Annotated in this window: 5 protein-coding genes and 1 pseudogene; all 6 read left to right on the forward strand. The window is 36.3% G+C overall.

Annotated elements, in window-relative coordinates; genetic code table 11:
• Positions 1-1,554 (forward strand): T9SS type A sorting domain-containing protein (locus FT986_RS11930; RefSeq protein WP_147865245.1); only part of this gene is annotated, 1,554 nt, incomplete at its 5' end.
• A gap of 88 nt (positions 1,555-1,642) precedes the next feature.
• Complete coding sequence (locus FT986_RS11935; protein ID WP_147865246.1) at positions 1,643-5,818, forward strand: T9SS type A sorting domain-containing protein; 4,176 nt, start codon at positions 1,643-1,645, stop codon at positions 5,816-5,818.
• Positions 5,819-5,898: 80 nt separating this feature from the next.
• On the forward strand, positions 5,899-8,664 hold the full coding sequence (locus tag FT986_RS11940; RefSeq protein ID WP_187248627.1) for a gliding motility-associated C-terminal domain-containing protein: 2,766 nt from the start codon (positions 5,899-5,901) through the stop codon (positions 8,662-8,664).
• A 71-nt stretch (positions 8,665-8,735) separates the two neighbouring features.
• A complete protein-coding gene (locus FT986_RS11945; RefSeq protein WP_147865248.1) occupies positions 8,736-9,644 on the forward strand; it encodes a type IX secretion system membrane protein PorP/SprF in 909 nt (302 codons plus the stop codon).
• Between the two features lie 25 nt (positions 9,645-9,669).
• Positions 9,670-11,571, forward strand: coding sequence for an OmpA family protein (locus FT986_RS11950; RefSeq protein WP_147865249.1), 1,902 nt, complete (start codon positions 9,670-9,672; stop codon positions 11,569-11,571).
• Between the two features lie 218 nt (positions 11,572-11,789).
• Positions 11,790-14,843 (forward strand): annotated as a pseudogene (locus tag FT986_RS11955) (hypothetical protein); the annotation flags it as partial.

The following is a 14,843-nucleotide window of genomic DNA, read 5'->3' on the forward strand; positions in this document are numbered from 1 at the left end:
ACCATGCCAATTCCAGGGAATACTCCATTGGTGGATGGAACTACTTATTACGTTACCCAGACGATATTAGGATGTGAAAGCGCCCCTATCGCGATAACGCCAGAAGAGTTTAACTGCGCAGGTATGAGTGTTGCGGGGAATGATGCGCTTATTTGTGCTCCAGGAGGGGAAGTGATTCTTACAGCGCAGGCTGGAGGTACAGGTAGTGAAATTTACTGGTATGATGCCGCTACTGGAGGAAATATCGTAAATTTAGGTGATACTTATGAGGTAGATGTAACACAAACTATTTCTTTCTGGGCGAGTGAAGTATTTATTCAAGGAGAAGATCCAACCCCAGGGTTAGGTTTAACAACTTATAATTATGGAAATGGCTCTGCTTTGTTTACGACACCTAAAGGTTTAGAGTTTACAGCAATCTCTACATTTACTATTATCGATGTCGAAGTATTTTCAAATACTGGAGGTGGGACAATGGATGTGTCGTTATTAGATAATACAGGCGGAGTAATAGCAACAAAAAATGTTACAATTCCTGCAGGAACAACGGCTTCTCCAACGCCTGTAACTTTACCACTTAATTTTACAGTTCCAGGACCTGGTACTTATCGTTTAGTTGCTTTAGAAACTTCGGGGAATGTTAGTATGATGTATGAATATGATTTTTCTGGAGTTGGTTATCCGATGAATTTAGGAGGGGTAGGAGAAATTATAAATGGTGTTTCAAATACATTTACATATGATTACTACTACTATTATTTCTACAATTGGACAATTGGTACTGGTGATGTAATTTGCGAGTCTCCTAGAGAAGAAATTATCGTAACAGTAAACGATCAGCCAACAGCTGCTCCTACTGGAGATGCTGTACAGAAATTTTGTGCAGGCGCAACTGTAGCAGATTTATTAGGGAATGGTGCTGATTTACAGTGGTACGATTCAGATACATCGAACTCACCTTTAGCAATTAATGAAGTTTTAATAGACGGCGGAGTTTATTATGCTTCACAAACGATAGATGCTTGTGAAAGTGATAATCGATTGGAAGTTACTGTAGATGTAAAAGATGTAGCAGATTTGCCTATAGCATCAATTAACCAATCTTTTGTTTCAGGAGAAACTGTTGAAGATATAGATGTTCAAGGAGATAATCTTATTTGGTATACAAGTACAGATGGGTTAATATTTACAGTGATAGATCCTTCGCAAGTAAATCTTATAGATCAGGGAGTTTATTATGTATCTCAAACTCCAAATGGCCTTTGTGAAAGTGATAAGCTAGCGATAACTGTGCATCGAGTATTAGGATTAGATAATCCGTTATTTGCGGGACTTAACTATTACCCAAACCCTATGCAAAACCATGTAACTGTTGAAAACTCTAACATTGTAGAGCGTGTGGAGTTGTATAGTATGCTAGGTCAAAAAGTGATAGATCAAAAATCTAATCAAAGAAAGGTGAACTTAAACGTAGAAAGACTCGCTGCAGGACCATATTTTATTAAGGTTACTGTAGATGGTAAGTCTGCGATGATTAAGGTGATAAAAGAATAATTAAGAGTATAGCAACAAGGAAAACTCATTTTTTGTATTTTCCTTGTTGTTTTAATAGAATAATTAATACTTCTAAATTTAAATAAAGATGAATAAAAATTACTTTTTTTTAAGTGTAGTGTTTTTGTTATGTTGTTTAGGAATAAATACGACAAATGCACAAGTGCTTGTTTACGAGGATTTTGAAAATGGCTCGGCGCTTACGGATTTTACGGGTTGGAGTTCAGGATTGCCTCCATTTGCGATAACTTCGACAGATCCTTGTTCTGGTAATCAATCTGTAAGTGCATTATCTACTGGAGGTGATCGAATACTGCAATATGTTTCTCAAGTTACTACAGGTCAGGATATAGAGATTTCATTTCAATATAAGGTGGTGGACCCTACTTCAGGTAATCCTCTTCCTGCAAATTCGGTTTCTATAGCCTTGCAGTATTCTGCAGATGCGGGTACAACTTGGACAACTTATACTACCTTGACTGGTGCAACCTTAGATTGTTCAACCCAAACAGATTTAATAGCAGCTTCTAATTTGCCTTCAGGCTCAGACTTTGCTTGGAAAATGGTTGTAACTAATCAAGGGACAGATGCTGTTGTTTTTGTAGATAGATTTGCGGCTGTAGAACAAGTATCTTGTGTTAAGCCAGCTAAAGTAGAAATAGATGAAACTACTATTTCTTTTGACTCGGCTGATATTTCTTGGGTAGATTTAAATGCTCCCAATATTACTGAATGGGAAGTGGCTTATTGTAAATTCGAAGCAGTGCCTACTGGTGGAATACCTAATCCTAACCCAACTTGTAATAATCCTTTCCAAACAGTTACTGGTACTGTAAATGCAAATGGGGAGATGATGGCCTCTTTAACAGGTTTAGATGATGGACAAGTTTATTATATCTATGTAAGATCTATATGTGGTCCAGGAAATGAAAGTGAATGGTCTGAAGTAGCAACCTTTCAAACAATTGCACAAGGATCATATTGTGAAGTAGCATTAGAGGCAAATCAAAATCCAAGTGTACCGAACAATAGTGTAGATTTACCATATACAGATTCTGATCAAACCGATAGATTTGGTTTTGAAGATTACAGTGGGCTTCCTGGTGGAAATTGTGGAACTCCTTTAGATATCTTAGATGGATATGAGGTGGTTTATCATTTTACCTCTTCACAAAGTGATATTCTAACCGTAAGTGTTTCTAACTTAAATAGTGCGGCCACTACAGGATTATTTATTTATGAAGATTGTAATGATATAGGAGGGCCTAATGGTATATGTTTTGACGGAGGCTCTTCAACGAATGGACAAGATATTGAAGTGAATAGCTTGTTTGTGAATGCAGGTCAAGAGTTATATATAGTTATAGCTACGGTAGACTCTAGTGGAGCTCCAATCAATTCTAGTTATACTTTAGATATTGAAGGATTTGATTGTACCTCATGGATTCCTCCATCAGGAGATGCTATAGAGCCTTTTGTTGCAGGTCAAACCTTATCAGATTTTTCAGTAACTGGAGCAGGGGTTAACCCAACCATTAATGGAGCGACATTACAGTGGTATACCAACAATGCAGGTTCGCCTGGGACGCCTATCACGCCACCTTTAAGTAATACTGTACTTAACGATCAAGATGTATATTTTGTAACACAAAATATTGCTGGTTGTGAGAGTCCTTCCTTAATGGTGACATTTGAAGAGCTAGATTGTTTAACAGATTTAGGAGGAGTTGCGAATGGCCAAACTGACGAAGTATGTGAAAGTGGAGAATTAACACTTTCAGTAACAAAAAATCCGAGTCAGTATAGTAGTAATACTGAAATATATTGGTATGATCAAGCTACAGGAGGAGAGCCAGTAGGCGTAGGAACAACATTTACTACCCCTACATTATCTCAAACTGAAACTTATTATGCTACAGAAGTATTTTTAGGAGAAGGAGAAACTGCAAATCAGGGTAATCCTGGGCCTGTTGCTACAAGCACAAGTTCTGCGGCAAATGGAGTCTTGATAGATGTTACTGAGCCAATGACCATAGTAGATGTACAAGTTTATGTAGCGGGAACCGGAAATCTAGAGGTAGAATTAGGTGGAGGGCCAAGTGGTTTTACTCCACTAACTAAAACACTGGCTGTAACAAGTGGTACTGTAGCGAATCCATCTTTAAATACCATAAGTTTGAACTGGGTGATTTCAACACCAGGTGAATATTATTTAAGAAAAAAATCTGGACCGACTATGTATTATACCGCTTCGGGTGATACTGATTTTCCTTATGCTTTAGGAAATGCTGCAGAAATTATTAATGGTGCAAGTTCAACAGGAAGTGCTACCTCTGGTTATTACTATTTCTACAACTGGACTATTAGAGGTCCTGAAGTATTATGTGAGACTACACGTTTACCTGTTGATGCGATAGTGCATGATATTTTACCAATTACAACTTCGGCTTCGAATATGGTTGCTTGTGTAGGAGGTACGGTAGATCTTACCGCAACAAGTAGTGATACTGATTATGATTATACGTGGAGTTGGACAGATGTAAGTGGTTCTCAAACAGCAACAGGAGCAACTATTCAACCTACTGTCTTGGCAAATACTACATTTACAGTTACAGGGTATAACCCAATTACTACGTGTAGTACCACTGCAACGATAGATATACAAGCTAACGGTGTTGGTAATTTAGGGGTGATTCCTGATGTGACAAACATTTGTACAGATGAGATTATTAAATTAACCTCAGGTTCAAGTATTTATGATTTTGAAACAGGGTCTCAAGGATTAACGGCAGTGAATAATTCAACCGCTCCTAACGGAACTTTAACAGGATCTACTTTCACCATAGTAAACTCACCTTACTCTCCACCAGGAAATCCTACAGATCAAATATCAAGCTCAGATAATTCTCAGTTTTATATCGCTTCAGCGGATCAATTAGGACCTGCAGCAGGTTTAGATACTAGATTAATTTCGCCTTCATTAAACTTAGTAGGGGTAATTGGAGTAGATTTAGATTTTGAGTATTATTATAAAGATTACCCATCACAATACACCAATCAAGATACGGAAGCTAAAATTGAAGTTTCGGTAGATCAAGGACCTTGGCAAGAAGTATTTAGCCTTGTGGGGGAATATAATCCTACAGGTTTTAAAAATGCCTCTATAGATTTAAGTTCGTATGTAGGTTCTTCAGATGTTAGATTTAGTGTAAGCTATTCTGGCGGATGGGGCTGGTGGGCTGCTGTAGACAATATTATTGTGTCTAGAGAGTTCAATGATGGTTTTGTATCTTGGAGTCCAGTAACTGATTTATATTTTGACGATCAAGCTAGCATACCTTATGATGGTTCTCCTTCTAATGAAGTTTACTTTGTAAGTTCAACAGGGGGGCAATTTACCTATAATGCGACATTAGATTTTACTACATGTCCAGATGTATCAAGCGTGGTCGATATTACCGTTTCATTTACAGATGTTCCAGTAGTAAATAATTCAACTCAGAGTTATATAAAAGGAGATATTGTAGGAGACTTAGATGTTACAGGATCAAACTTGAAATATTATGTAATTGACGAAAATGGTGAGTATGATTTAGTTACTATTAACTTCTTATTATCTCATGGAGAAACCTACTATATTACGCAAACCATGAATGGGTGTGAAAGTGATTATACTCAAATAACTGTGGAGTTAGATTGTCCTCAGCCTACAAATATTGTTGCGGGTCAGCCTGTAATTGCTCAAAATGGTAGTGCAAGTATAGTTTTACAGTGGGATGAGCCAATGGATGTTACCAGTGTAGAAAGTTATATTATTGTTATTAAGGATGATACGGGAGCACAAATTAAGTCAACCAGTATTAACTTATCAAATAACAATATTTCACATACTACGAAAGTGATTACAGATTTACCTCTTGATGAAGATTTCACAGCTGAAATTTACTCTCTTTGTGATTCAACTATTCCAGTAGAAAGTGCTATAGATAGTGTAGATTTTGATACTAAAAACTTGAGTGTGGGGGATGTTTATTTTGCAGATTTAAATTATTATCCAAATCCAACCCAGGATATTGTTAATTTCAAAAATGGAACTTCTATAGATGTTATTGAAATTTACAGCCTAACGGGACAAAAGGTAATAGAGCAAAAAATTGGTTTAACAACAGCTGCAATATCATTAGAAAGATTAGCAGCGGGGACTTATTTTGCTGTAGTTCATATTGAATCTAGTAAAAAAATCATAAGAATAATAAAAGAGTAATAAAGTAAAATATGAAATGGCCTCTCTTGAATTTCAATATTCAGGAGAGGGTATTTTAAAATAATTAAATAATGTACGTTATGAAACAAAGACTACTTCAGTCCCACAAACTTATTTGCAAGCTTGCTTTGATGGGCTTGTTCATAGTGATGGGCGCTAATGATGCCTATGCGCAAACCGCTCCTCCAACGGGGCAAAACAATCAATATTTTTGTTCTGCTGCAAGTTGGTTAAGTGCTGGTTTTACAGAACCAGGTGATACATTTGATGAACTGTACTTATATGGTGAAAATTTAACATTTTATTCAGATCAGGCTTTAACAAATCAAATTCCAGTTACTACAGTACTACAGGATAATACCACTTATTATGTAACTCAAACTGTAGGGGGTGTAGAAAGTGCAGCATTGACTGTAGAAGTTACAGATCGTGAATGTGGGTGTATAAAGAAACCTAATTTTGAATCGTATGATGGTACGGCGGCTACCAATGGTTATGTTGCCTATGATGAATCTTATCAACAAGGACATAAAACCTGTGGAGGCTCTACTGCGTTAGCAGCTAACTATACCATTGGAGGTGTTGATAGTGGTCTAAACGTTGCTCCAGTTTCTAAAGGTTTAGATGGAAACACGCCTTTAGATAGAACAAATGCTAATAATCTTTTTTCTGAATATAGTCTTCGTATTAATAATGGAGGTGGGCATACGTCACCAAACGGAAAGGTGAATCACGTAACTAAAGAATTTATTGCGGGAGAAGTATTCGTATTTAATTTTGCGACCATTTTTCAAAACCCTTCAGGTCATGATTATGATGAGCAACCTTATTTGTATGTAACTATTTTTGATGAAAACGGAGATAAGTTTACCTCACGTTGTGTTGTGTCTCAAACGGAAGATTGTATCTTATTCGGGCAATCGGGTGGTATTTTATATAGTGACTGGTCATGTCTTAAAATTAACACCTTACCTTTAATTGGTGAAAAAGCAACTGTCCAGTTTACAGTAGCAGATTGTACGTTAGGGGGTCACTGGGGGTATACCTATATTGATGACCTTTATGTGGGTGATAATATAGATTCAGATTGTGATGCGCCATCATTTGGTTATATCGCGATGGAGAGTGTAACCTCTAACCCAACAAGTTTAGATTGTGTAGTAGATGTTGCGGGAACGGTACAATCGTGTGGTGATGATATTAATGCATCGGTTCCATTTCCAATAGAGGTTTGTGGTACTATCAAGACGCCTATTAGTAATGGAAATGCGCCAAATTTAGATGATTTAACTTTATCAATCACTCAAAATGGAGTGCAGGTAGGTACGGCAACAAATCCTACTATTCTTGGAGATCAATTTTGCTTTAGCATAGACGCTAGTGATGTAAATGTATCACCTTACGGAGAATTTCAAATATCTTCGACAGTAGAATATACTTTAGATTGTGGTGACCCTTATGATTTAGTGATCACAGATAATGCTAATGTAGATATTTGTCCTACCGCAAACTGTGTAGCGCCATTATCTACTTGTGATGATACAGGTACAGGAATAGGAACTTTTGATTTAACCCAAGTGGCACCTCAAATTAGAGGAACAGATTGGACAGCTGCCGATGTAGATATTACGTTTTATGAAACTGAAACTGATGCTATAGATGAAGTTTCTGAAATAGGGACCCCAACGGCGTTCAATAACTCTACTGCTTACCAGCAAAATGTATTTGCTCGATTAGATTGGCATCCTCAAGGAACCACTACAAGTTGTTTTTATATCATAAATATAGAACTAAATGTATATAACGATCCATTAGTGAACTTACCTGCATTAATTTCTTCTTGTGGTCCAGGTGGAATAAGTGAGCCAATTGTGGCGACTCCAACCAATATAACAGATTTACAAAATGTTACCTATACTTGGGAAAGAAATGGTGTCTTGATTCCTTTTACAGGTAGTTATTATGTGGCTACACAGGGAGGGACTTATACGGTTACTATTTCTGAACAAAATTGTTCAGTAACTAAAACTGTTGAAGTTGAATATATAGAATTTGAGGTAGATTTAGGTGATAGCTTAGTTGATTTATGTGGAACAGGAGATGATTATACCATCACTGCAAATATTATTAATGATAATAGTCAACCAGGGATAGATTTAAATCAGGTTGATTACGTGTGGAGTACAGGAGAAACTTCTCAAAGTATTGATGTTTCCGTTTCTGGAACATATTCTGTAGATGTAACTTATAGAGGTTGTACAGAAACTAATATGGTAGATGTAAATATTGGTGAACGTCCTGAAGTCACTTTAAATGGAAATCAAGTTATTTGTGCAGATGAAACAGCACAAATTGTGGCTACAGTTTCTAATTTTAACGAATCTGAGGTAGAGTTTACTTGGTATTTAGATGGTGGCGAAATCACAGGAGAAATCCAATCTTCTATAGATGCTACCCAAGAAGGTACATATTCTGTAAAAGTTAATCAAATCGGTGTTGCTGATTGTTTTAACGATGATGTAAGCGTAGATATAGAATTTTATGAAAATGCTGGTTGTGTGTTGCCACAAGGTTTATCGCCAGATACTACTCCTGGTCAAAATGACTGTTTTGATTTAGCTTTCTTAAACGATCGTACAGGTATTGATAATTTAAAAATATTCAACCGTTATGGTAGATTAGTATTTGAAGCTAATAATTATAGCAACTCTTTCTGTGGTATGGACCAAGATGGAAATGAATTAGTAACGGGTACCTATTTTTATGTAATGGATCTTAAAAGTGAAGATGTCATTTTTGGTAAGAATAAGAAAGGGTATATTTATATCAATCGACAGGTAAACTAAAAAAACAAACACCCCTCTTTGGGTAAATATAGAGGGGGTGTTTTAAACAAATCAAAACAACAAAACATACTATGAGAAAATTATATTATTTATTGTTGGCTGGCTTTTTGACTACAACCTTTCAAAGTCATGCTCAACAAGATCCTCAATACACCCAATATATGTATAATATGAACGTGGTGAATCCTGCCTATGCGGGGTCTAAAGATCATTTAGATGTAGGTTTATTATATAGAAGTCAATGGAATAATATTGATGGGGCACCTACCACTTATACATTCAACGCTCACTCTCCAGTTGGAGAAAATACAGGTTTGGGTTTATCGGTTATTTCAGATGAAATAGGGCCAATTAAAGAAACGAATGTTTATGCAGATTTCTCTTACACTTTAAGACTTGCTAAAAGTAATTTAGCTTTTGGTCTTAAAGCAGGAGCAACTTTTCATGATGCTTCTTTATCAAACTTAGATTTAATAGATGAAACTGATCCTGCTTTCGCGGAAAATATCACAAATACTTATCCAAATGTAGGGGCTGGTTTACTTTACTATAGTGATAACTATTATATAGGAGTGTCTGTGCCTAATTTCTTAGATGCTGCACACTTAGATGCAGACCCAGATGGTAGAGAATACGGTAATGAAGAGCAACATTATTTTGCAACCGCAGGTTATGTTTTTCAACTTGGTGATAACGTAAAATTAAAGCCATCTGTGTTAGTAAAATCTTCATTTGAATCTCCAGCATCATTTGACGGGAATTTAAATGCATTATTTTATGATCGTTTTGAAATTGGAGCTTCTTATCGCTATGAAGATGCTGTTAGTGGGTTAATAGGGGTTAGAGCAACAGATTGGGTTCAATTTGGTTTTGCTTACGATAACTCCATATCAGATATCGATGAGCCATCGTATGAAGCTTTTGTGATTTTCCATATATTCTTTAACAAGAAAACTTATAGATCACCTAGATACTTCTAATGCCAAACAAATAACTAAGAAAATTATGAAAAACACATATTATATATTTACGTTACTATTATTTGTAACAAGCTTTTCTATAGCTCAAAATAAGGATACCAAAAAGGCTGATAAGCATTACGATCGATTAGAGTATGTAGAGGCAATAGATGATTATGAAAAATTGGTTGAAAAAGGTAAAGCTGATGCATATGTTTATCAAAGGTTAGCAGACTCTTATTATAATATATACAATACAAAAAAAGCAGAAACTTATTACAAATTGTATATTTCTGAAGAACCTACTGCAAATGAAGATGTTTATTTTCGTTATGCAGAGATGTTAAAAGCCAATGAAAATTATGCTGAAAGCAACCAAATAATGAAGGATTTTGCTAATCGTTATCCTAATGATACCCGTGCAAAAGAGTTTAAAAACAATCCTAATTACTTGAATAATATCCGTAATGAGAAAACTATGTATACTGTAAATTCATTGGCTACTCTTAATACTGATAATTCAGATTTTGGTGCCTATGAAAGAGACGGTAAGGTTTATTTTGTTTCAGCTAGAAATGAATCTAGAAAAAACTATGCTTGGAATGATCAACCTACTTTAGATGTATATATGGTAAATAAGGTTGCAGATGATTTTGACGAGCCAGCTTTAATTTCTGGTGAGGTCAACTCTAAGTATCATGAAGGGACTATCGCAATTTCTCCAGACGGAAATACGATCTATTTTACTCGTAATGATTATACAGACGGGGATTATGAAAAAAGTTCTGATGGAATTGGTCAACTAAAATTATACATGGCTACTTTAATTAATGGTAAGTGGGATGATGTGCAAGAACTTCCATTTAATGATTCAGAATATTCAACAGGTCATCCAGCCCTTAGTCAGGATGGGAAAACTTTATATTTTTCTAGTGATATGCCTGGAGGTTTTGGAATGTCTGACTTATATAAAGTTACTGTAAATGGTGACGGAACATTTGGGGAGCCTCAAAATTTAGGAGCCAATATTAATACTAAAGGGAGAGAAAGTTTTCCTTTTGTTGATGATGAAGGAACATTGTCTTTTTCTAGTGATGGTCACTTAGGTTTAGGAGGTTTAGATATTTTCTATATAGATGCCGGTAAATCATCTTTATCTGATGTTAAAAACATGGGACAGCCTGTGAATAGTGCTGGAGATGATTTTGCTTATTCTTATAATAAAGCAAATAAAACAGGTTACTTAAGTTCTAACAGAGGTAGTAGCGACATGTTGGTGGCCAATGATGAAATTTTTAGAGTTGGTGTAATTGAAATTAAAGAGCTTGATCTTATTGTAAAAGTAATTAATTCTGAAACGGGAGAATTAATCGAAAACGCAGATGTTACTGTATACAGTGATAAGGAAGTTCAGGTGGCAACTCAACAAACAAATGAAGAGGCTACTGCGAAATTTATGTTACCTGGAGAGAAAAATTATGCTGTACAGGTAAATGCAGATGCATATGAAAGTAATTCTGCTTCAGTTTCTGAAACTGATGGAGAAAAAGTTTCCATGGTAGTAGAGTTAGATCCAATTGAGAAGATTATTACTCCAGAGGAAGTGGTGTTAAATCCAATTTACTTTGAGTTTGACAAATCAAACATCACTCCAGAAGGAGCGATGGAATTGGATCGTTTAGTAGGAGTTATGAATAAACATCAAGAATTAGAAATTTTTGTAAGAGCACATACCGACAGTAGAGGTCCTGATAATTATAACCTAGATTTATCTAAAAGGAGAGCGCAAAGTACTGTTGAGTATATAGTTTCAAAAGGAATAGATGCTTCTAGAATTTCAGGCGAAGGCTTTGGTGAAAACGAGCCTAAAGTTGAATGTGGTGGAAATTGTTCAGAAGAACAATATCAAGAGAATCGTCGTTCAGAATTTAAAATTGTGAATGATTAAGGATAAAAATTATATTTATTAATTAAATGAAAAGCCTAGAGATTTATCTCTGGGCTTTTTTACGTTAAAATTATAACTCTTTTATCATTTTGTTAAGAAATTACAATGATTTTCTTTATTTTTCGATCCAAAATAAATTGTTTGGTGGTAGGAGTTATAGCCATCTAATTGTTTTATTATTAGAAAACCACTAAAAGAGTATATAAATTTTACCCATTATGAAGAAATTTTTACTATTATTAGTCACATTTATAGGGAGTTATGTTTCGGTGCATAGCCAATGTGATGTTTCGGTAAGTCCGGTGTTATGTGGAGATCCCGCCACAAATATTTATATTATCGATCCTACGGTAGATGTAGGTATTCAAATTAATGATATTTTAGGAGCTCCTGTTACAGGGGTGAGCTGGGCATCACCTAGAGACTTTTTGTATATGTTCCCTAATCAAGGTCTTTACTTAGGGGCAAATCCAACTAATGGATTTAATAACACTACCTATTTTAATGGTAATCCCCATTCTAATGTAAATAATCCTTACCCGCAGATAGGAGCTGAACCCAATAGTACCTATACTTATACTTATACCTTGCCAGGAAGTGCAGGGTGTACGCCGTCTACGGGTCAAATCACTCTTATTACTGGAGGTTTTACTTATGACGATTTTTGTAAAGACGATATCACTACTTTAGATGATATTCCTTTAGAAGGCTATAATGCTTCTGGTGGTTTAAGCTGGTATAGTGATGCAGCAGGAACTGCATCTATACCTAATTCAACACAAATACAAGGGCAGCAAACCTATTATGTTGATCTGGGAATAACTGGTTGTTCAGAAGTGTTTCCTGTAGTTGTAGAATATGGTACTCCAATACCACAGGCAGAAAGTATACAAACATTTTGTACCGCGGCTACTTGGCAGGCGGCAGGTTTTGCTAATTCAACAGACGATTTATCTTCGGTAGTGGTATGTGGGCAAAACTTACAGTGGTATAGTGATGCAGCTGGAACCATGCCTATTAACAATATTAACAGTATTAGTTTAGCGGATGGAGACACCTACTATGTAACTCAAACTATCAGTGGTTGTGAGAGTGAGCCTCTGGCGGTTAACTTATTAGAAAACGAATGTGCTTGTATAGAGAATCCTAGCTACCAAGATGCTTCTGGAGCTTTTGATGCAGATGGATATACTTTTTATACTCATGACAACCATACTCCTGCAAGCCAAGTTGAAGCTTGCAACACTGGTAGTTATATTTTATCAAGTGTGCCGCAGTATACCTCTACTATAGATGAGTATAATTATAATACAAGTAATGATCAGGTAAATTATGCTTCTCCTGGTTGGGAACCTTGGCTTCTAGCTAATGGAGTTCAAATGCCTAAAACATCTCCTTTTGGATGTTCAGATAAATCTATCAAATTAAATGGAGATAATGGCTCTCACGGAGCTAGAACAAGAACCACTATGGTTAAAGAGTTTGTGGCAGGGGAAGTACTGGCATTCGATTTTATGTTTATGATGGATGACCCAGGTCACCCAACAATTCAAGAGCAGCCTTTTGTTACCATAAAGCTTTTTGATGAAAATGGAAATGAAGTACAAAGCCGTTGTGTGGTAGCAGACCCAGATAACTGTATTTTTAATAACATATCTAACCCGCTTAAACCTGATGGTACTGCGCATTCTACTCCAAATCTTGTATATACAGATTGGTCATGTATTAAGCTTAATACTATAGAGTTACAAGGCCAAAAAGCTAGGCTAGAAATTACGGTGGGAGATTGTATTTATTCTGTACATTGGGGTACTGCGTATATAGATAACTTATATGTGGGAGAAGATAGTCCTGGGCTTTGTGATTCTGCTTTTGGTTATATGGCGGTAGACCCTATTGATCAAGTAGGAGAAAGTTACGAGGCGTGTTCTTTATTTCAAGAACCTATAGATCCAAATTGTGCCCCAGCATTAGCGGTAATTAACCCATCTACGTGGCCTATAGAAGTTTGTGGTACGTATAACAACCCAAGTGAAGGAACTACAGCTACAGGTTCTATTACCTTAGATGACATTGTAATAAATGTTGTAGATGGTAACGGAAATGTGGTGTTTACTCCTTCTGCTTATTCTAGTCCTAATCCAGGAGAGTTTTGTGTTACCATTAACCAAGGTGATATTCCTGACCCTTACGGAGAATTTACTATTGAAGGATTTATGGAGTACAATATGGTATGTGGTGGTCCTGGATCTAATTATACCTATAATATACAAGCCCAGAGTAATGGATTTAAGTTTTGTCCTATAGCAGGTTGTCCTTCTTCATTTGATTTTTGTGGGGGTGGTGCTTCGCCAACGGTAAATTTAACTACAAAAGATGCCGAGATAAAAGCAAACTACCCAGTAGCAGATCATGGGGATTATGTAGTAACCTACTACCCAACAGAAAACGATGCACATAACGAAACCAATCCTATAACCAATCCAACGACCTATCCTACGCCGGCCGTATCAGAAACAGTATACGCACGTTTAGATTTTGATTATACTGCCTTAGGAGTTGCGCCAACCTCAGACTGTTATGATTTAGTACCAGTAGATATTAATATAGGGCAAAACCCTGTAGTCCCTGCAGCAGGTACTTTAGCCGATGTAGTATTGTGTGATGATGGCAGCGGGACGCAAACTGTAGATGTTTCAGGAAATGAGACTGCCATTGTTGCTAATGTTCCTGCACCCTATGTGTTAGAGTATTACGATGTGTTAGCAAATGCTCAATCAGGTAACGGTACAGGAGAAATTTTAGATCCTACCAACTATGCAACCTCTACATCACAAACTATTTATGTGCGTGTAATAAATGCAGATAACTGTGCTTCTATAGCAGAATTTAATGTAGTGGTTAATCCACAGCCATCTGTACCAGCAAACATCCCAAACCTAGAAGAGTGTGACGATGATACCGATGGAGTAATGACTTTTGATCTTACAGATAATGAAGCTGCGATTGTTGCCAATGAGCCAAATCCAGGAGATTATACCGTAACTTATTATGCAAGTGCAGGCGATAGAACTAATGGGACTGCTGTTCCTAATGCAACAGCCTTTGCTAATACAGGAAGTCCAGATATTATGACCATCTATGTTTTAGTTGAAGATACTTCTACTGGATGTACAACTGAAGCAGAATTTGATATAGAAGTCATCGCTATACCAACGGCTACCATGCCTGTTACTTATGAGTTGTGCGATACCAATGGAGACAGTCAAGAA

Origin of the sequence: Mesonia sp. K4-1 (assembly GCF_008017825.1) — a bacterium.
Classification (GTDB): domain Bacteria; phylum Bacteroidota; class Bacteroidia; order Flavobacteriales; family Flavobacteriaceae; genus Mesonia.